The sequence below is a fragment of the uncultured Halopseudomonas sp. genome (assembly GCF_963977355.1).
Taxonomy (GTDB): Bacteria; Pseudomonadota; Gammaproteobacteria; order Pseudomonadales; family Pseudomonadaceae; genus Halopseudomonas.
Map to the genome: position 1 here is coordinate 138,779 of NZ_CAXBOV010000001.1, position 19,832 is coordinate 158,610.

The following is a 19,832-nucleotide window of genomic DNA, read 5'->3' on the forward strand; positions in this document are numbered from 1 at the left end:
TGTTCAAGGCATGGAATTGTGTCGCGACCCGTGTCGTGTCCGGGTAAACGTAGCTTACTCCTTGGGAATCAATACTCACCTTTTGATCAGTTGAGAAGTGAATGGATCAGGTTTTTTTGGACGTGCTGGTCGAACAGTTGCCAGAGTTGGAACCGGGGCTAAAGCTGGACGATTCTGCGCGGCGTTATGCGTCTTACTACGGTATCGACTTTAGTGATCGCGCGCGCCAGCATCTGGGTCGCATCCAGGTCGACGAGTTTGCCGTGGCTGTGCAGGTCTGGTTGCCGCCGCAGGCACGGGGAACCTTGATCATCCTGCATGGCTACTATGATCACATGGGTCTGTATCGCCACCTGATCAGTTGGGCTCTGCAGCGAGGTCTGGCGGTCATGGCCTTTGATTTGCCGGGCCATGGCCTGTCCAGCGGCGAGCGAGCAAGTATCGATTGCTTTCTGCGTTATCAGAAAGTGCTTGATGAGGTATTGATACACGCCTCTGGGTGGGGCTTGCCTGCGCCCTGGCATCTGCTTGGGCAGAGCACCGGTGGCGCAATTCTGATCGACAAGCTTTTGCACGGACCGTTGCCTGAGGAATTGGGGCGTACGGTATTGATGGCGCCTCTGGTCAGGCCACGCAAGTGGGGGGTATCGCAGGTCAGCCTGCGGTTGCTGGGTGGGTTCGTGCAGCAATTGGGCCGCCGTTTCACCGAGAATTCGACCGATCAGGAATTCCTCGACTTCATACGCGAACGCGATCCCTTGCAAGCCCAGTTTCTCCCTGTTGCCTGGGTGCAGGCGTTGGAGAAGTGGATACCCCGAATCGAGCAGGCCAGCCCCAGCGGACTGAGTCCGCTGGTGGTACAAGGGCAGTTGGATGGTACCGTTGACTGGCAGCACAACATGCGCGTACTTGAGCAGAAGTTCGACAATCCGCAGATTTTTTATCTTCCCGAGGCGCGCCACCATCTGGCTAACGAGGATGAGCTGATTCGCCGTCAATACCTTGCCTGGCTCGCTCGCCAACTGGATATCTGAGCCCGGGCCGCGCAGCCTGTGCTCAGGGGTTCAATGCCTCACTGGTGGCCTGGGTCATGGCCTGATAGGTAGCTACGCCTTCGGCAGTCTGGGTCCACTGAAGGTATTGCTCCAGTTCCTGGTTGCTGAGATCGCGGTAAACATAGGCAAGGGTGTTTGGCAGTTCAGGAACCATCTGGTTGCGTATGTTTTCACGGCGCGCACTGACCAGATCCACCGGTACCTGGAATAGACCGCCCAGCAGCTCATTGGCGCTATCGGTTGCCAGGTTGGCGAGGGCCATCGATACCTCAACTCCAACTTCCAGTGCGGGCAGGGTGGTGCCCAGTTGGCGCAGCAAGGTGTAACGCTGGGGATCAATCTGCTGCTGGGGTATGCCGCGTTGCATTTCCTTGACCGACGCGGGGGCGGTTGCTCGGGTTTCCATTGTGACTACCTTGCGACCCAGGGGGCTGCGGTAGAACTCGATTGCTTTTTCATGGGCAGAGTCGGGCAGCGTTACAGCCAGACGGCTACGCGCCCGGTCTTGCATGGCCTGGGGTTCAAAACGCTGATTGCTCTTGTTGACCAGGCTGGCATGCACATTGGCTGGTAACTGCTGTGCATATCGTTGCTGAGCGGCGCTCAGGGCATCCTGGAAATGGCGCTGGTGAGCTGCCATCCCCGACAGGTCGTAGAGCTGCGCGGGCGTCTGAGCCCTTACGTTCATGGCAATGAGGGCGACACTGATTAACAGTGCCATGGCCAGCAGGTGGATCGATTTAAGGCGCATAGATTCTCGCATTGAGGATTGTGGTCAGAACAGACTGTTTGGCAGGCTTGTTGTGCCAGCGGCAAAGGATACAATGCGCCGGCTGGCAGCCTGGGACGTCAAACCGATGTCTGGGGGTGTCAGGTACTCCAAGCGTAGCATCCAACGCAACATTCGAGTTTATAACCATGTCCGAGTTCCCCCTTGCCCTGGGCGATTGTTTCGAGCGCATCGCCGATGACCTGGTTGTCCGTCGCTGGTCCGTTCAGGAGCAGGCGTTGCCTGACGAGCTGGTCGGCGAACTGGGCGCGGTCTGCCGCCAGTTATGGCGCCGCGATGACCTGACACCGGCGGCTGTGGGTCCCGCTGGAGAAGAGCTGGTTATCCCGTCGATTCGTGGTGATTATACGCGCTGGCTGGATGACTGCCCGCCAACGATGGCTGGAGCCGCTTTTCTGCAGATCATGGATGGCCTGCGTTCTACGCTTAATCGCAATCTGTTCATCGGACTCGATAGCTTTGAAACCCACTACGCTCTCTATCCCCCTGGTGCGGGATATCGAAAACATCTGGACCGCTTCAAGGGAAGCCCCCTGAGGCAGGTATCGGTAGTGGCTTATCTGAATCAGGCCTGGCAGCCAGGGGACGGGGGAGAATTACGTTTGCATCTGGAGCAAGGCAGGCATGATGTCGCGCCGCGCGGTGGCACCCTGGCGGTATTCATGAGCGACAGTATTGTGCATGAAGTGCTGGCGGCGAACCGGGAGCGTGCCAGCCTCGTGGGCTGGTTTCGCCGTAGACCGGACAATCCGCTTTTGCGCTAGCAGATTGCCGGCCTGCTATTGGCAAATCAGAACAGGACGCGGGCGCGGATAGTACCCTTGACCTGCTGGACCTTCTCCAAAGCCAGCTCGGAGGCGTCAGCGGAGACGTCGATCACTACGTACCCCACCTTTTCATTGGTCTGCAGGAATTGGCCGCAGATATTGATGTTGTTCTGCGCGAATACCTGGTTGATTTCGCTCATCACGCCAGGCACGTTCTGGTGAATGTGCAGCAGGCGATGCATGCCAGGATGCGAGGGCAGCGCCACTTCCGGGAAGTTGACCGAAGTGATGGAGGTGCCGTTATCGCTGTAGCGCACCAGCTTCTCTGCTACTTCCAGGCCGATGTTGGCCTGCGCTTCCAGCGTCGAGCCGCCGACATGGGGCGTCAGGATGCAGTTGTCGAATTCGCGCAGCGGGCTGACAAATTCTTCCTTGTTGGAGCGTGGCTCGACCGGGAACACATCGATAGCAGCGCCATTGAGGTGCTTGTCGCGCAGTGCGCCGGCCAGAGCATCAATGTCCACCACAGTGCCACGGGCGGCGTTGATCAGGATCCCGCCGGGCTTGATTGCACGGATTTCCTTCTCGCCCATCATCCACTTGGTCGCAGCGGTCTCCGGTACATGCAAGGTTACGATATCAGCCATGCCCAGCAACTCGTGCAGTGAGGCGACCTGTACTGCATTGCCCAGTGGCAACTTGGTCACCACGTCGTAGAAGAACACCTGCATGCCCAGGCCTTCAGCCAGAACAGACAGTTGGGTGCCGATCGAACCATAGCCGATGATCCCCAGTTTCTTGCCACGGATTTCATAGGAATTGTCTGCGCTCTTGATCCAGCCACCTCGGTGGCAAGAAGCGTTTTTCTCCGGGATGCCGCGCAGCAGCAAAATGGCTTCAGCCAGAACCAGTTCGGCTACCGAGCGCGTGTTGGAGAAGGGGGCGTTGAATACCGCCACGCCCATTTCCATCGCTGCTGTCAGGTCTACCTGGTTGGTGCCGATGCAGAAACATCCGACGGCGACCAGTTTGTGAGCGTGGCTGAAAACCTCGGCGGTCAGTTGGGTGCGTGAGCGAATACCGATGAAGTGAGCCTCGGCAATCGCTTCCTTGAGCTGCTCTTCGGGCAGGGAGCCCACGTGGTACTCGATGTTGGTGTACCCGGCAGCCTTCAGTGTGTCGACGGCGGTCTGGTGGACGCCCTCGAGGAGCAGAAACTTGATCTTGCTTTTGTCCAGCGAGGTTTTGTTCATGGTGTCGGATACCCGCAATGCTGATTAAGATAAGCCATCAGTACTCTGTGACGTTTTTTGTCGCAGCAAGAGTCCTGTTTCGGAAGCCGCGTATGCTAGCATAATCTCCCTTTTTTGATGCTTGTACCTGTATGAAAAGTCTTCAGGTACAGCATGAATTCCGTTCGAGAGCCGCCCATGACCCCAGATACCATTATCGATACCCTTAAAACGCTGGTAGATGCCGACAAGGTGCGCACCGACGCGGAGTCGTTGAATACCTGGGGCAAGGACTGGACGAAGCATTTTGAGCCAGCACCACTTGCGATCGTGTTTCCGAAAAACACCGCACAGGTTCAGGCTCTGGTGCGATTTGCCAATGAGCAGAAGCTGGCACTGGTGCCCTCCGGCGGGCGCACCGGGCTCTCCGCTGCTGCGGTAGCGGCCAACGGAGAGATCGTCGTCTCCTTTGACTACATGAACCAGATCACGGAGTTCAATGAGTTCGATCGCACTGTCGTTTGTCAGCCTGGTGTGGTGACGGCACAGCTGCAGCAGTTCGCCGAGGACAAGGGTTTGTACTATCCGGTGGACTTTGCCTCCGCGGGATCCAGTCAGATAGGTGGTAATATCGGTACCAACGCCGGTGGTATCAAGGTAATTCGCTACGGTATGACCCGTAACTGGGTGGCGGGTCTGAAGGTGGTTACCGGTACGGGCGAGTTGCTGGAACTGAACAAGGATCTGACCAAGAACGCCACAGGTTATGACCTGCGTCAGCTGTTTATCGGCGCTGAAGGCACGCTGGGATTTGTTGTCGAGGCGACCATGAAGCTGGAGCGCGCGCCGCGCAATCTTACCGCCATGGTGTTGGGTACACCGGACTTCGACTCGATCATGCCGGTATTGCATGCTTTCCAGAATCGGATCGACCTGACGGCTTTTGAGTTTTTCTCTGACAAGGCCATGGCCAAAATCATGGGCCGCGGTGATGTCCCGGCACCATTCGAGACTGACTGCGCTTTCTATGCTCTTCTCGAGTTTGAAGCCTTGAATGAAGATGTCGCCAATGATGCGTTGGCCACCTTCGAGCACTGCGTCGAGCAGGGCTGGGTGCTCGACGGCGTCATGAGTCAGAGCGAGCAGCAACTGCAGAACCTCTGGAAATTGCGTGAGTTCATTTCCGAGACCATCTCGCACTGGACGCCTTACAAGAACGATATATCCGTTACTGTGGGTAAAGTGCCGGCTTTCTTGCACGATATTGATGCTATCGTCGCCCAACACTATCCGGATTTCGAAATTGTCTGGTTTGGCCACATAGGCGACGGCAATCTGCACCTGAATATTCTCAAACCGGAAAGCCTGTCCAAGGACGAGTTCTTCTCGCGCTGCGCCACGGTGAACAAATGGGTGTTTGAGATCGTGCAGAAATACAACGGTTCGATTTCCGCCGAACATGGTGTCGGCATGACCAAGCGCGACTATCTGACCTACAGCCGCAGCGAAGCGGAAATTGCCGTAATGAAATCGATCAAGAAGGTGTTCGATCCAAACGGAATAATGAACCCGGGCAAGATCTTCCCAGTGGCTTGATTGTCATCAACAGCAAGGAGATTCCATGCACTACCAACACCGTTTTTCCGATGGTTCTCCTGCTGATTTGCCGGTGGGCAAGGTGGTATGTGTGGGGCGTAACTACGCCGAACATGCCAAGGAGCTGAATAACCCGGTACCTACCGAGCCGCTTTTGTTCATCAAGCCATCGACAGCTATCACGTCGCTGGCCGACCCTGTCGAGCTACGCCCCTCGCGTGGTCCGGTACACTACGAAACCGAGCTTGCCCTGCTGGTTGGCAGCAGTCTGAGCGGCAAGATCGACGAGGCTGAAGCCCGTCAGGCCATCGTTGGAGTGGGTCTGGCGCTGGATCTGACCCTGCGTAAGCTGCAGGATCAACTCAAGGCCAAGGGGCATCCCTGGGAGCGGGCAAAAGCATTTGATGGTGCCTGCCCCTTGTCTTTGTTCGTACCGATCGTCCAGGCACCCGAGCTGAACGATCTGGGTCTCGAGCTGCGGATCAACGGCGAACTGCGTCAGCAAGGTAACGCTGACCAAATGATCACCCCGATCCTGAGGTTGTTGCAGCAGATTGCCGAGGTATTTACCCTGCTGCCCGGCGATGTTGTTATCACTGGCACCCCTGCAGGGGTTGGCGTGCTGCAAGCTGGTGATCAATTGGAATTGTCCATACCCGGCCTGTTAGAGCAGGCTGCATGCGTGCAGGGCTGAATGTGTCCCCCGCATACTTTGAGCTTTGTGGTCCTGGGATTTTGGAAGTGTTCACTGCATAGCTCTCACTGCGGGTCTGACTAGATGTCGATGCTGAAAATCATTGTGGTGCTGACCATTGCAAGTTTGCTGGCGGCAGTTGGTTACTTGCGACTCAATCACCTGGATGTCCTCTGGTGGTACGACTGGAAGCTCAATCGTGAGGTGACGTCGGACCAGTCGCTAGGGCTTGGTCGCTACCGGGTAGATATTGAGGCCCGCCAAGTAGAGGGCATCAATGATGACCTTTCCGCGCTCACCTACAATGCCGACACAGGAACCCTTTTCGCACTGCTCAATGGCGATCCGCTGCTTCTTGAGTTGAGCGTTGAGGGTGAGGTGCTGCGTCGTATCCCGGTGAAAGGGGGCAGGGATATGGAGGGGCTAACTCATGTGGCCGGGAATCAATACGTGATTGCCAAGGAGCGTGACCAGCGGCTGTCTCTGGTGACGATAACCGAAGCCACCCGGGAGCTAGATGTAAGCGCTGCCCCCAGCCTGGTGATAGCACTGGACGAGCCTGGCAACAAAGGATTTGAAGGATTGTCCTGGGATGATGCTAACCGCAGGTTGCTGGTGGTGCGGGAGCGCGACCCGTTGCGCGTGCTGGCAGTTACGGGTTTTGTCGACGCTGTGGCTGGCGAGCCCAGCAGCCTGGACATTACCGAAATCAAGTCAGATGGCTCAGCAATGTTGTTCATGAGTGATCTTTCGTCGGTCAGCGTGGACCGGAGTAGTGGCCATATTATGCTGCTCAGTGACGAGTCACATATGGTGGTCGAATATGATACTGAGCAGAAACCGATCAGTTTGCTGGGGTTGTGGCGCGGCATGAGCGGACTGCGCGACACTGTGCCGCAGGCCGAAGGACTGGCGGTGGATGATCTGGATCGGGTGTATGTGGTCAGCGAGCCGAACCTTTTCTATCGGTTCGTGCCCGCGGACTAGCCATTCAGACTGGCTTCAGCGTTTTGACTCCTTCGGCGGTACCCAATAGCAGAATGTCCGCCGGGCGGGCGGCGAACAGTCCGTTACAGACCACGCCGACGATCGCATTGAGTTGTTCTTCCAGCTTGCGAGGGTCATGGATCTGCATGTTGTGCACGTCGAGAATCACGTTGCCGTTATCAGTAACAACACCTTCGCGATAAACCGGGTCACCGCCGAGCTTTACTATCTCGCGGGCAACGTGGCTGCGGGCCATTGGAATCACCTCGACGGGAAGGGGGAACTCACCCAGCGTGTCGACCAGTTTGCTGCCGTCGGCAATACAGATAAAGGTACGAGCAACGGCGGCCACGATTTTTTCCCGAGTCAGGGCCGCGCCTCCGCCCTTGATGAGCTCCAGGTGCTTGTTCGCCTCGTCAGCGCCGTCCACGTAGTAATCCAGCCTGCCGACGCTATTGAGGTCGTGCACCTGAATGCCATGTTCGCGCAGCCTTTCGGCTGTGGCCTGGGAGCTGGCTACAGCGCCGTCGAAAAAACCCTTATGTTTTGCCAGTGCGTCGATGAAGCAGTTGGCTGTCGATCCGGTGCCGATGCCAATGACGCTGGTGTCTTCCAGGTTTGGTAGCAAAATATCCACGGCAGCCTGGCCAACGGCCTGTTTCAATTTATCCTGGGACATGGTTGATACCTCTGGTCGGCGTTATTCGAAGTCGCAAATTATACGCGCCATGGAGAGGCAGCGTGTAGTCGCAGACCGGGCTATTCGCTAGACTGGTGGTTTTCCCCGGAACAAGTCGAAGCCCCATGCTGGAAACCTACGTCAAGAAGATCCTCAACTCCCGCGTCTACGATGTTGCGGTTGAGACGCCCATTCACGCCGCACCTTTCCTGTCAGAGCGGCTGGACAATACGGTTCTGCTCAAACGGGAAGACCTGCAGCCAGTGTTTTCGTTCAAGATTCGTGGCGCCTACAACAAATTGGCACTACTGACTGACGAACAGCGCGCCTGTGGCGTAGTGACAGCTTCGGCCGGTAACCACGCCCAGGGTCTGGCCTACGCGGCGCGTCATCTGGGGGTGAAAGCCACCATCGTCATGCCGCGCACTACACCTGAGATCAAGGTGCGTGCCGTTCGTGCCCGAGGCGCAAAGGTTGTCCTGCATGGGGATGCTTTTGACGAAGCCCTGGCCTATTCGCAAAAGTTGATCAAGGAAAAGGGGCTTGTGTACATCCACCCCTTCGATGACCCCGATACCATAGCCGGTCAGGGCACCATTGCCATGGAGATCTTGCGTCAGCATCAAGGGCAGTTGGACGCGATCTTTGTGCCGGTTGGCGGTGGTGGTCTGATCGCAGGTATCGCTGCCTACGTCAAATATCTGCGGCCGGACATCCGCGTGATCGGTGTGGAACCGGAAGATGCCGCATGCCTTAAGGCAGCGATGGCTGCTGACGAGCGGGTGGTGTTAAGCCAGGTAGGACTGTTTGCCGACGGCGTGGCAGTTGCGCAGATAGGTCAGCATACCTTTGAGGTCTGCCGTCATCATGTCGATGAGGTGATCACGGTTACTACCGATGAAATGTGCGCCTCGATCAAGGATATCTATGACGACACGCGGTCTATCTGCGAGCCGGCGGGGTGCCTTGGTGTGGCCGGTATAAAGAAGTACGTCGAGCGAGAAGGTTGTAGTGGCAAGGTGTTTATCGCTATTGATTCGGGCGCCAACGTCAACTTTGATCGTTTGCGCCACGTGGCCGAGCGTGCCGAGATTGGCGAAAAGCGCGAGGCTTTGCTGGCCGTGACCATTCCGGAAAAACCCGGCAGCTTCAAGGCGTTCTGCCAGGCGATCGGTAAGCGATCGATAACCGAGTTCAATTACCGTTTTCACGATGATGCCGAGGCCCACATCTTTGTCGGCGTGCAGACCCACCCGGAACTTGACCCCCGGGATGCACTGGTGGAACTGCTGGGGCAGGAAGGCTTTCCGGTTCTGGACCTGACCGACAACGAACTGGCCAAGCTGCATATCCGCCACATGGTCGGAGGCCATTGCGAGCAGGTTACCGATGAGGTGGTTTACCGTTTCGAGTTTCCTGAACGCCCAGGTGCGCTGTTCAACTTTCTCAACAAATTGGGTGGGCGCTGGAATATATCCATGTTCCATTACCGCAACCACGGAGCGGCATACGGTCGGGTGGTGGTAGGACTTCAGGTAGCAGAGGCGGATAGACACAAAGTGCCGGAAATCCTGGACAGTATTGGGTATATGTATTGGGATGAAACGGACAATCCTGCTTACAAACTCTATCTGGCCTGAAAAGACGCCCCTGGATCGGTCCCTTTGGCCAGATTTGACATGGATCCTGACAAGGTCTAAAAAATGAAGACGTGATTCACGCTATGTATTCGTATCACTTGCGATCTTCTTTTGTTATTGGGGTTCGGCGAGGCGAGTCTGGCGTGGGCTTCCACTTACTAGAACAACGTTTTGAATAATAATAATGTACTGCATTTGGGGGAGGAGTAGCTGTGCGTCGTAAACCTGATTTGCTTTGGGTGCTGGTTATTGTTTTTGGCCTTGGGGTGGTGACTACGGGATACACCCAGGGGTTTCTGGAGAGCAGGTCTGTGGTGGAGCGCAATCAGCAGTAGCGCTTAGGCCCGCTTGAACATGAGACACTCTGCATCACTGATGATGCCATCGAGGGGAATGTCCCAGGACTCTACTGGCAACCTGTCTAGCTTCTGACAATCGTGGGCCAGTCCTATCAGGCTGGGCGCGAGCCACGTCTGCCTTTGGCGAAGATAGGCGAAGGTCCTGTCGTAGAATCCTCCGCCCATTCCCAGTCGGTTGCCCTGCACATCAAAGCCAACCAGCGGCATCAGTACCATGTCCAGTCGCCATGGCTGCGTCTGGCTGCTGATGCTGGCCCTGGGCTCGGTAATACCAAAGCGATTACGCGTCCATTGTTGATGCTTGTGAATGCGTTGAAATCCCATGCTGCCACGCGGCCACCGTTTCAAAACAGGCAGATAACAGGTCTTGCCGAGGCGAAGAGCGTGGCGTAAAAGCAGGATTGGGTCGATCTCACCGTCGTTAGCCAGATACAAAGCAATGTGCCGACTGCGGACAAACATCGGGTGCTTGGCCAGTTGCCGAAAAAGACGACGGCTGGCCTGCTTTTGCTGGGCGGGGGTGAGTGCCCGGCGCGCGGAACGCAGTTCCTTGCGTAGCGCCTTGCGTCGGGTAGGGATCATGTGAGGGTCCCCGGAGATGCCGCTGCCGGGTTAGCCCTTGAACCCGAAAGTTCAAGGTGGGGGACACGGCATTGCCTCAGGCTTTCCGTCATGCGGACATGCACACTGACAATGGCGCGTGGCCTCCTTTTACAGGAGTATCGGCTCAGGGACATCACCTGCTGGCAAACATCCCAGGGACAAAGGCCACTATACAGAAAAATGCGCACTAGTTCACGGCCGATCAGGATTGGTGGCGTGAAAGTGCCTGATCAAGGCGGCTGACCAGTTCGCCGATTTGCTGTTGTTGCCGATCGAGTTCGCCATCCTGCTTGCGGCTGCCGGTCAGCATCTCGTGGCTAATATTAATTGCAGCCATGACGGCTATCCGCTCCACGCCAATAACCTTGCCGCTGTTGCGAATGTCCCGCATGGTGCTATCCAGATGGCGTGCAGCCTGTTCCAGATTGCTACGCTCCTCGGGAGGGCAGCTCACACGATATTCCTTATCGAGAATGTTCAGGGTGACGGTCAGGGCGGTGCTCATGCATCATGCTCCAGGGATTTGAGACGAGATATCATGGCTTCGACCTTCTGACGGGCCAAATCGTTCTTTTCAATTAATTGCATCCGCTCTTCTCTCCAGGATTTTTCCTGTAGCTGCAGATGCTGGTTCTGCTGCTGGAGGCGGTCGCACAAGTCGATCAGTTGGGCCACTTTCAGTGTCAGAGTATTAATGTCGGGTGCTTCCATTTTCGCCATTCTGTCTTCCCGGTGTTGGGCAACTATAGAGTGGCGCTGCAAGCCGGTCAAACCTGTATCGGGAAGATACAGAGTCCCGGCCAGATGCCTGGGGTTCACTGCACTGGACCCTGCTCGCCGGGGGCAGTAGATTACGCAACATATAAGCTCCGCTATCGAAGCCCATCTGCTTTTATAATGTTCTGGTTACTCCTGGAGGCCTCGCTTTATGGCACTGATGCCAGCCGTATTTGATTTTGACCGTTATGCCCAGCTTTTCAGTGACCTGGGAGCGTCGGCCTTTCCCGCCGAGATGCATGGTCATCTGGTCGGTAGGCTATCCGCCGGCGCCCGTTACGACCATGGTACCTGGCTGAATGTAGCCCAGGAGTTGCTTGATACTCGGGGTACGCTCTCCGAGGCTGGCAAGGTTCAGCTCATCCTGTTGCACGATGCCAGTCTGGCCGAGCTGACCGGGAGTGGCTTTGATATCACTCTCCTTCTGCCGGACGACAGCGCAACCGTTGACAGGCGCACCCAGGCGCTTGGTCAGTGGTGCGAAGGCTTTCTGGGTGGTTTTGGTCTGGTTGAACGCAGTGGCGAGCTGAGCGAAGAGGCGGATAGTGCGCTACGAGATTTCGCTGCCATTGCCCAAGTGCAAACCGACCTGGAGGAGTCTGAAGCCAACGAGGTCGATTACATGGAAGTCATGGAATACGTTCGCATGGCGGTGCTGATGCTTTTCAGTGAATGTCAGCCCGCTTCCGACAGCGAGAAACAGCCCCCGGCATCATTGCACTAGGAAAAGAGGTAGGCATGCACATATCCAGACAGGAATACGCCCGACGTCGCAAGGCGCTCATGGCACAGATGGAGCCCAACAGCATTGCGGTGCTGCCTGCCTCTCCAGTGCGCGTGCGCAACCGGGATGTGGAATACCAATACCGCCAGGACAGCGATTTTCAGTACCTGACCGGGTTTCCAGAGCCCGAAGCGGTAGCGGTGCTGATTCCGGGGCGTGAGCATGGCGAATATGTGCTTTTCTGCCGCGAGAAGGACAAAGAGCGGGAGCTCTGGGATGGCTACCGTGCGGGCCAGGATGGCGCAGCCAGCGAATATGGGGCAGACGACGCTTTCCCGATTGCCGATGTCGACGACATCTTGCCGGGATTGATCGAAGGGCGCGAGCGGGTTTACTACGCGATGGGCGCCAACCCCGATTTTGACCGCCGTTTGACCAACTGGATCAATGTTATCCGCAGCAAGGCTCGGCTGGGTGCGACTCCGCCCAACGAGTTTGTTGCCCTCGACCACTTGCTGCACGATATGCGCTTGTACAAGAGTGCCGCAGAGGTCAAGGTGATGCGTGAGGCGGCTCAGATTTCCGCCAAGGCGCATGTGCGCGCCATGGAGATCTGCCGTCCGGGAAGCTGGGAATACCAGTTGGAAGCTGAGCTGCAACATACCTTTATGTGTCATGGCAGCCGATACCCTGCCTACTCCTCCATTGTCGCCGCTGGCCGAAATGGCTGCATTCTGCATTACACCGAAAATAACGCGCAGATTCGCGACGGTGATCTGGTGCTGATTGATGCCGGCTGCGAGCTCGACTGTTATGCCAGCGACATTACCCGCACTTTTCCCGCCAGTGGACGCTTTACCACCGAGCAACGTGCCGTCTATGACATCGTGCTTGAAGCCCAGGCCGCAGCCTTTGAGGTGATCGCCCCTGGCCGCAACTGGAATGAAGCCCATGAGGCAACCGTCCGGGTGATTACCGCGGGACTGGTCGAACTGGGTCTGCTGCAGGGCGATGTTGAGGAACTTATTGCTCACGAAACCTACAAGCGTTTTTACATGCATCGTGCCGGCCATTGGTTGGGCATGGATGTGCATGACGTGGGTGACTATCGCGTGGGTGGCGCCTGGCGTGAGCTGGAGGCCGGCATGGTGATGACGGTCGAGCCGGGAATCTATATTGCACCTGATGATGAGACGGTGCCGCGCAAATGGCGGGGTATCGGAATTCGCATCGAGGATGACGTGGTAGTGACCAAAACCGGTTGCGAGGTGCTGAGTGCCGACGTGCCCAAGGATGCGGATGAGATCGAGGCCCTTATGTCACGAGCTCGAGAGGATGTTGGAGTGCCTGCGTGAGTAGCGCGAAAAGTGCTGGCGCAGGCAAGGATCTGACGATTATTGGTGGCGGTATGGTTGGCGCCTGCCTGGCGCTGGCCCTGCAGGACTGCGCGCGCCGGGCCGGTTGGCGTATTCGTCTTATCGAAGCTCAGCCTTTGGCAGCGGGGCAGGTGCAACCCAGCTACGATTCACGCTCTACCGCACTCTCGCACGGCAGTCGTCTGCTGCTCGAGCGACTCGGCGTCTGGGACCGATTGACAGCTTGCGTCGAGCCGATCCGGCAGATCCATGTGTCTGATCGTGGGCACCCTGGCGTAACCCGACTGTATGCCGAAAAGGAACGCGTACCTGCGTTGGGTTATGTGGTCGAGAACGCCAGGCTGGGTGAGGTGTTGCTGGGCGCTCTTGACCCCCAGGCGGTCGAATGGATGGCTCCTGCACGTGCCAGCTCGGCGCGTGCGGTTCCAGGAGGCTATTCGCTTGATATCGAGACCGGCGAATCCAGCCAGACGGTGCACACGGATTTACTGGTACTTGCTGACGGAGGCAGGTCAGGATTGCTCGATCAGTTAGGTGTGCATCGCGAAATCAGCCCCTATGGGCAGACCGCAATTGTCACCAATATTACCAGCGCCCAGGGTCATGGATCGGTAGCCTATGAGCGGTTTACCGAATCCGGGCCCCTGGCACTGCTCCCACTGGCTGGTCAGCGCAGCGGCCTGGTCTGGACCCTGCCGGAGGATCAGGCAGATGATATTGCTGCGCTACCCGACCGGGAGTTTCTGGCCGCGCTACAACAGGCCTTTGGTTTTCGCATTGGTGCCTTGACGCGGGTGGGTGCGCGGACGGCCTATCCGCTCAAGCTGATCGAGGCCCAGGAGCAGGTCAGGGCCCACCTGGTGATTCTTGGTAACGCAGCCCATAGCCTGCATCCCATTGCCGGGCAGGGTTTCAATTTGTCGCTTCGCGATACTGTGGCCCTGGCAGACAGGCTGATTGCTGCCCAGGCAAGGCAACGACCGCTGGGTGATCTTGCCGTTCTGCAGGACTATCTGGACGGTCAGCGCGCCGATCAGCGTCTGACGGTAGCGTTCAGTGACTATCTGACCCGCCTGTTCAGCAATCGCCAGCCGGTACTGACCCTGGGCCGCAATCTAGGCCTGCTCGGCCTGGATCTTCTGCCGCCAGCGCGGCGCATGTTTGCGAAACAGGCCATGGGCCTGAAAATCTGAGCGCTTAAATTGCTTTGCAGCGCAGTCATTCGAGGTGGGTTTCATGCCGCAAGACTATGATCTGATTATTGTTGGTGGCGGCATGGTGGGCGCAACGCTAGCGCTTGCGCTGGCCGATACCGAATTGAATATCGCCCTGGTTGATGCCTTGCCACTGGATCCTCAGCCTGCTCGTCCGGCGCAAACCGTCTCTGGTTATGATTCTCGGGTGAGTGCGGTCAGCGCCGCGTCCGAGCGCATATTCACGCGACTGGGTGTATGGCCGCTGATTGATAGTGAGCGTCGCTGTGCATATCAGCATATGTGCGTCTGGGATGCAGAGGGCACGGGCGAAATCCGTTTCGATGCCCTCGCCCTGAACGAAAGCCGTCTTGGCCACATCGTGGAGAACGTTCGTTTGCAGCAGGCATTGCTGGGCCGGCTGGAGCAAACCAGCGTAGACATGCTTGGCAATCGAAAAATCGAGACTCTGGTGCGCGAGGATGCGGGCTGGCGGCTCAAGCTGGTGGGTGGCGAGGCCCTCTGCGCCCCCTTGGTAGTCGCCGCCGATGGCGCTCGATCCAAGGTGCGCGAGCTTGCCGGGTTCGCTCTCAGGGAGTGGGATTACCTGCACCATGCGATTGTCACTACTGTGCAGGTGGCCGAGCCGCACCAGGCCACGGCTTGGCAGCGCTTCCTGCCAACGGGGCCGTTGGCATTTCTGCCCTTGCCTGATCGGGCGGGTGAACACTACTGCTCCATTGTCTGGTCGTTATTGCCAGAAGCCGCAGACCGGGTCATGGCGTTGGATGATGCTGCGTTTGCGCGCGAGGTGGGTGCGGCAATTGAAGATCGGCTAGGTCAGGTCGTGGCAGTAGATCCGCGATTTCGTATCGAATTAAGACAACGCCATGCCAAGACCTATGCGATGCAGGGACTGGTATTGGTGGGAGATGCGGCGCATACCATCCATCCGCTGGCCGGGCAGGGAGTCAATCTGGGGTTGCTGGATGCTGCCGAGCTGAATGACGTGCTGCGTGCGGCAATTCAGCGCGGGGAGCCACTGGCGGACCTGGATGTGCTGCAGCGCTATGAGCGCAGGCGCATGGGTGCCAACCTCGGCATGATGGCGGCCATGGAAGGTTTTGAACGCCTGTTCCACGCCAATGCCCTGCCGCTGCGCTGGCTGCGTAACGCAGGTATGCAATGGCTGGATCAGCAGGCAAAGTTGAAGTCGGTTGTCATACGTCGTGCGATGGGGCTCGACGGTGATCTGCCTTCCTTGGCTGGCGACCCGGAATTGGATGGCAAGGAGAGCTAAACACGGTTGCTATTCTAAATTCGAATCATTACCATCTAGCCTCTGCTTATTATCAAGAGGCCTAGCCCATGTCCGTTATTCGCTCCATCACTGCGCTGAGTCTGGCTCTTACCACCTTCGGCAGCATCGCCCAGGCCAAAGAGCTGGTGGTTTATTCTGCACGCCAGGATCATCTGATTCAGCCGGTGTTCGATCTCTATACCGAGAAGACTGGCGTCAAGATCAACTTCATCACGGACAAGGAAGCGCCTCTTCTGGCTCGTCTTCAGGCAGAAGGTGAGAACACGCCTGCCGACATGCTGATCACCGTGGATGCCGGGAATCTATGGCAGGCGGAGCAGCAGGGCGTGCTGCGGGAGGTGAAGTCCGATGTCATCGAAAAGAACATACCAGCCCAGTACCGAGCCGAGAGTGGCAAATGGGTAGGCCTCTCGCTGCGCGCACGCACCATCGTGTATTCGACCGAACGGGTCGATCCCGCCGAGCTGAGCACGTATGAGGCATTGGCAGATGACAGCTGGAAGGGCCGAGTATGTCTGCGTACGTCAAAAAAGGTATATAACCAGTCCCTGACCGCCACCATGATTGAAACCCTGGGCGAAGAGCGCACGGGCGAAGTCATTTCAGGTTGGGTGAACAACCTGGCTACGCCAGTGTTTCCCGATGACACCTCGCTGATTGAATCAATCAATGCTGGCCAGTGCGATGTGGGGATCGTCAACACCTACTATTTCGGTCGTTTGCAGAAAACCAATCCTGACCTCAAGGCAGCCCTGTTCTGGCCGAACCAGGAGGATCGTGGTGTGCACGTGAATATTTCTGGTGCGGGTGTGACCATGCACTCCAAGCAGCCGGAAGAAGCCATCAAGCTTCTGGAGTGGATGACCACGCCTGCGGCTCAGGAAGTATTTGCCGAGGTTAACCAGGAGTTTCCTGCCAATGAAAGTGTGGATCCCTCCCATGAAGTCGCAGCCTGGGGAGATTTCAAGGCAGACCAGATTAATGTCGAGGTCGCGGGGCGTTTGCAGGCTGAGGCCATCATGCTGATGGATCGCCAGGGCTGGAAGTAAACCGGTCTGCAGCACTAGCCGGAGCCATCGCCGGCATTTCCCGATATACTGCACGCCCGGCCTAGCGCCGGGCGTTTGCATTTTTTCCGGCCGCTGATATCCAGCGTGCCTGTCCAACTGTCGCAGGAGCAGATGTGCCCCAGGTCATGATCAGCAAAATGCCTTACTGGCGGGCGGTGGCCTACGGCGCAGCCGCGCTGGTGGTGATGCCGTTGCTGGTGCTGGTGCTCAGTTGGCAGAACATTGATACCGACATCTGGGCGCATCTGTTGCAGACGCAGTTGCTTCAGTTGATTGGCAACACCCTGACGCTGGTCGCTGGCGTGGGCGCAGGCGTTATTTTGTTGGGGGTCAGTCTGGCCTGGTTGACCAGCATGTGCGAGTTCCCTGGTCGGCGCTGGTTGGACTGGGCGCTGATGTTGCCATTCGCCATTCCGGCCTACGTGCTGGCATTCGTGATGATCGGACTGCTGGATTTTGCCGGCCCGGTGCAAACGTTGCTGCGTGACTGGTTGGGTAATGATTTCCGCATGGTATCCATCCGCTCAACCGGTGGCGTCATTCTTGTTCTGGTGCTGGTTTTCTATCCCTACGTCTATCTGCTCGCCCGGAGCGCTTTTATGGCTCAAGGGAGGGGTTTGATGGAGGCTGCACGTGTTCTGGGGCAGACGCCGTGGAAGGGGTTCACCAAAATCGCGCTACCCATGGCACGGCCGGCCATAGGCGCGGGGGCGGCGTTGGCAATCATGGAGACTCTGGCTGATTTCGGCGCGGTATCCGTTTTCAACTATGACACCTTCACCACAGCGATCTACAAGACGTGGTACGGCTTCTTCAGCTTGCAGACAGCTACTCAGTTGGCCAGTGTGCTGTTGCTTTTTGTCTTTCTGGCCCTGTTTGCCGAGCGCAGGGCTCAGGGCAGTAGACGTTTCCCCGGGGTCGACCGACCCCGTCCCGGTGCGATATATCGGCTGCGCGGGATCAATGCATGGTTGGCAAGCGGTTATTGCCTGCTGGTACTGGCCGTTGCCTTTATCATCCCGGTGAGTCAGTTGGTCTATTGGCTGGTCGAGGGGGGCATGGCCCACCTGGATAGCCGCTACTGGTCACTCATTCGCAATACGCTGATGTTGGGCGGTATGGCTGCGGTTCTGACTGTCAGTCTGGGCATTCTGCTGGCCCTGGCCAGACGACTACAGCCTATTCGGCGTGTGCGCACGGCAGTGGCAGTGTCGAATCTTGGCTACGCGCTGCCAGGATCAGTATTGGCGGTCGGTATCATGTTCGCGTTCAGCTGGATCGATAATGCCTTTCTGATCCCGCTGCGTGGCTGGTTGGGTGCCGAGCAGCCGGCACCTCTGCTGCTGGGCAGCCTGTTTGCTCTGCTGTTAGCTTATCTCATTCGTTTCATGGCGGTCGCTTACGGTCCCCTGGATACCTCCCTCGCGCGTATCAAACCGTCGCTCCCGGAGGCCGCCCAGAGTCTGGGGCAGTCAGGCTGGGCGGTTTTGCGGCGTATCTATCTGCCCTTGCTGTTACCGGGCATTCTCAGCGCCGGGTTGCTGGTCTTTGTTGACGTGCTCAAGGAGATGCCCGCGACATTGCTGATGCGCCCCTTCGGCTGGGATACCCTGGCAGTGCGGATTCACGGGCTGACCACCGAAGGCAACTGGGAGCGGGCGGCACTACCAGCTCTGACGCTGGTGCTGGTTGGGCTCCTCCCGGTTATAGTGCTGATTCGACGCTCTGCACGGCGATAGCTAGGTTCGGATTCCTGGTCCCCGCGACCTCAATTGTCACCAAGGACTGCACACTAGGCTTATTTCTGGCTACAATTCACAGCCTGAACATCCTCCCTGCATCAAGGAAATGGCCACATGGGTTTGCGTACTCCGCTTTATGAGCAGCACCTGGCCGCCGGCGCCAAAATGGTTGATTTTGGCGGGTGGGACATGCCGTTGAATTACGGCTCACAGATGGAAGAGCATCATCATGTACGCCGCGATGTGGGTATGTTCGATGTGTCTCACATGACGGTGGTCGACGTTGCGGGTACTGAAGCCAAGGCTTTTCTGAGATACCTGCTCGCCAATGATGTTGAAAAACTGACCACTGCCGGCAAGGCTCTCTACAGCGGCATGCTCACTGAAGAGGGTGGCGTTGTAGATGACCTGATTGTCTATCTCGCCAAGGATGGGTACCGCCTGGTGGTGAATGCGGCAACCCGGGACAAGGATATAGCGTGGATGAACAGCCAGGCTGAAGGCTATGCAGTGACTCTGCATGAGCGTGATGATCTGGCGATGATTGCTGTGCAGGGGCCGCGCGCCCTTGACGTGGCGGCCTCCGTGGTCAGTGATGATCGCGCTGCGTTGATTGGTGATCTCAAACCTTTCCAGGGATTACCCAACGGCGACTGGTTCATTGGCCGCACGGGCTATACCGGGGAAGATGGGCTTGAGGTGATTTTACCTGCAGACCAGGCGGCTGATTTCTGGAACGCGCTGCTGGCTGCAGGCTGTCACCCATGTGGTCTGGCTGCCCGTGACACGCTGCGGCTTGAAGCCGGCATGAATCTGTACGGTGTGGATATGGACGAGAGTGTGTCGCCCCTGGCCGCCAATATGGCCTGGACGATCGCATGGGAGCCTGCCGAGCGCAACTTCATTGGTCGCAAGGCGCTCGAAGCTCAACGCGCCGCGGCAGATCAGCCCAAGCAGGTCGGATTGGTCATGGCCGAACGTGCTGTGCTGCGCGGTCATCAGAAGGTTCTGGTCGATGGTATCGGCGAGGGCGAAATCACCAGCGGCACCTTTTCCCCAACGCTGGGATGCTCCATAGCATTGGCACGTGTGCCGCGTGCTACTGGCGACAGCGTCCAGGTTGAAATCCGTGGCAAGTTGCTGAGCGCGCGCGTGGTCAAGCCAGGCTTCGTACGCAACGGCAAAGCCGTATTCGAATAACATTCCAATTCTTTTTCCGAGGACTTC

Annotated in this window: 20 protein-coding genes and 1 other RNA gene; 14 read left to right on the forward strand and 7 right to left on the reverse strand. The window is 57.5% G+C overall.

Annotation, left to right across the window (positions count from 1 at the left end):
* Positions 1–101 precede the first annotated feature (101 nt).
* A complete protein-coding gene (locus AAC076_RS00670; protein ID WP_339842415.1) occupies positions 102–1,034 on the forward strand; it encodes an alpha/beta hydrolase in 933 nt (310 codons plus the stop codon).
* 22 nt (positions 1,035–1,056) lie between these two features.
* Here the strand turns inward: AAC076_RS00670 and AAC076_RS00675 are convergent, their stop codons facing one another.
* A complete protein-coding gene (locus tag AAC076_RS00675) occupies positions 1,057–1,806 on the reverse strand; it encodes a DUF2059 domain-containing protein (RefSeq protein ID WP_339842416.1) in 750 nt (249 codons plus the stop codon).
* A 167-nt stretch (positions 1,807–1,973) separates the two neighbouring features.
* On the opposite strand from AAC076_RS00675, the gene AAC076_RS00680 reads away from it, so the two are divergent.
* A complete protein-coding gene (locus tag AAC076_RS00680; protein ID WP_339842417.1) occupies positions 1,974–2,609 on the forward strand; it encodes a 2OG-Fe(II) oxygenase in 636 nt (211 codons plus the stop codon).
* A gap of 26 nt (positions 2,610–2,635) precedes the next feature.
* On the opposite strand, the gene serA is transcribed toward AAC076_RS00680, so the two are convergent.
* The gene (gene serA, locus AAC076_RS00685) at positions 2,636–3,865 is read right to left on the reverse strand and encodes a phosphoglycerate dehydrogenase (protein ID WP_339842418.1); all 1,230 of its coding nucleotides are present in this window, start codon (positions 3,863–3,865) and stop codon (positions 2,636–2,638) included.
* Positions 3,866–4,042: 177 nt separating this feature from the next.
* Here serA and AAC076_RS00690 point away from each other — a divergent pair, with 177 nt between their 5' ends.
* From AAC076_RS00690 to AAC076_RS00700, 3 genes are all read left to right on the forward strand, one after another.
* Positions 4,043–5,440 carry an FAD-binding oxidoreductase gene (locus tag AAC076_RS00690; RefSeq protein ID WP_339842419.1) on the forward strand — a complete coding sequence of 466 codons (1,398 nt, stop codon included), beginning with the start codon at positions 4,043–4,045 and terminating at the stop codon, positions 5,438–5,440.
* A gap of 25 nt (positions 5,441–5,465) precedes the next feature.
* Positions 5,466–6,134, forward strand: coding sequence for a fumarylacetoacetate hydrolase family protein (locus AAC076_RS00695; protein ID WP_339842420.1), 669 nt, complete (start codon positions 5,466–5,468; stop codon positions 6,132–6,134).
* Positions 6,135–6,218: 84 nt separating this feature from the next.
* Positions 6,219–7,121 (forward strand): SdiA-regulated domain-containing protein, encoded by a 903-nt coding sequence (locus AAC076_RS00700; RefSeq protein WP_339842421.1) that lies wholly within the window; start codon positions 6,219–6,221, stop codon positions 7,119–7,121.
* 4 nt (positions 7,122–7,125) lie between these two features.
* Here the strand turns inward: AAC076_RS00700 and rpiA are convergent, their stop codons facing one another.
* A complete protein-coding gene (rpiA, locus tag AAC076_RS00705) occupies positions 7,126–7,800 on the reverse strand; it encodes a ribose-5-phosphate isomerase RpiA (RefSeq protein WP_339842422.1) in 675 nt (224 codons plus the stop codon).
* Positions 7,801–7,925: 125 nt separating this feature from the next.
* Between rpiA and ilvA the strand changes: the two genes are divergently transcribed.
* Both ilvA and AAC076_RS00715 read left to right on the forward strand, forming a co-directional pair.
* Complete coding sequence (ilvA, locus tag AAC076_RS00710) at positions 7,926–9,440, forward strand: threonine ammonia-lyase, biosynthetic (protein WP_339842423.1); 1,515 nt, start codon at positions 7,926–7,928, stop codon at positions 9,438–9,440.
* Positions 9,441–9,652: 212 nt separating this feature from the next.
* Positions 9,653–9,775 carry a hypothetical protein gene (locus AAC076_RS00715; RefSeq protein ID WP_339842424.1) on the forward strand — a complete coding sequence of 41 codons (123 nt, stop codon included), beginning with the start codon at positions 9,653–9,655 and terminating at the stop codon, positions 9,773–9,775.
* A gap of 3 nt (positions 9,776–9,778) precedes the next feature.
* Here AAC076_RS00715 and AAC076_RS00720 read toward each other — a convergent pair whose 3' ends face one another.
* From AAC076_RS00720 to AAC076_RS00735, 4 genes are all read right to left on the reverse strand, one after another.
* Complete coding sequence (locus tag AAC076_RS00720) at positions 9,779–10,381, reverse strand: 5-formyltetrahydrofolate cyclo-ligase (protein ID WP_339842425.1); 603 nt, start codon at positions 10,379–10,381, stop codon at positions 9,779–9,781.
* 3 nt (positions 10,382–10,384) lie between these two features.
* Positions 10,385–10,564, reverse strand: a non-coding RNA gene (gene ssrS / locus AAC076_RS00725) — 6S RNA.
* Between the two features lie 40 nt (positions 10,565–10,604).
* Positions 10,605–10,907, reverse strand: coding sequence for a cell division protein ZapA (locus AAC076_RS00730; protein ID WP_339842426.1), 303 nt, complete (start codon positions 10,905–10,907; stop codon positions 10,605–10,607).
* The gene (locus AAC076_RS00735) at positions 10,904–11,113 is read right to left on the reverse strand and encodes a TIGR02449 family protein (RefSeq protein ID WP_150278190.1); all 210 of its coding nucleotides are present in this window, start codon (positions 11,111–11,113) and stop codon (positions 10,904–10,906) included. Before AAC076_RS00735 ends, AAC076_RS00730 begins: the two co-directional genes overlap by 4 nt.
* Before the next feature lie 217 nt (positions 11,114–11,330).
* Between AAC076_RS00735 and AAC076_RS00740 the strand changes: the two genes are divergently transcribed.
* The 7 genes from AAC076_RS00740 to gcvT all read left to right on the forward strand — a co-directional run bounded on the left by AAC076_RS00740 (position 11,331) and on the right by gcvT (position 19,805).
* A complete protein-coding gene (locus AAC076_RS00740) occupies positions 11,331–11,903 on the forward strand; it encodes a UPF0149 family protein (protein WP_339842427.1) in 573 nt (190 codons plus the stop codon).
* 14 nt (positions 11,904–11,917) lie between these two features.
* A complete protein-coding gene (gene pepP, locus AAC076_RS00745; protein ID WP_339842428.1) occupies positions 11,918–13,258 on the forward strand; it encodes a Xaa-Pro aminopeptidase in 1,341 nt (446 codons plus the stop codon).
* Positions 13,255–14,472, forward strand: a complete 1,218-nt coding sequence (gene ubiH, locus AAC076_RS00750) for a 2-octaprenyl-6-methoxyphenyl hydroxylase (RefSeq protein ID WP_339842429.1) — start codon at positions 13,255–13,257, stop codon at positions 14,470–14,472. Before pepP ends, ubiH begins: the two co-directional genes overlap by 4 nt.
* Positions 14,473–14,515: 43 nt before the next feature.
* Positions 14,516–15,772, forward strand: a complete 1,257-nt coding sequence (locus AAC076_RS00755) for an FAD-dependent monooxygenase (protein WP_339842430.1) — start codon at positions 14,516–14,518, stop codon at positions 15,770–15,772.
* Between the two features lie 68 nt (positions 15,773–15,840).
* A complete protein-coding gene (locus AAC076_RS00760) occupies positions 15,841–16,842 on the forward strand; it encodes an extracellular solute-binding protein (protein ID WP_339842431.1) in 1,002 nt (333 codons plus the stop codon).
* A gap of 146 nt (positions 16,843–16,988) precedes the next feature.
* Positions 16,989–18,602: an iron ABC transporter permease gene (locus AAC076_RS00765; RefSeq protein WP_339842487.1), complete on the forward strand. Its 1,614-nt coding sequence runs from the start codon at positions 16,989–16,991 to the stop codon at positions 18,600–18,602.
* 117 nt (positions 18,603–18,719) lie between these two features.
* On the forward strand, positions 18,720–19,805 hold the full coding sequence (gene gcvT, locus AAC076_RS00770; protein ID WP_339842432.1) for a glycine cleavage system aminomethyltransferase GcvT: 1,086 nt from the start codon (positions 18,720–18,722) through the stop codon (positions 19,803–19,805).
* The last annotated feature ends 27 nt before the right edge of the window (positions 19,806–19,832 follow it).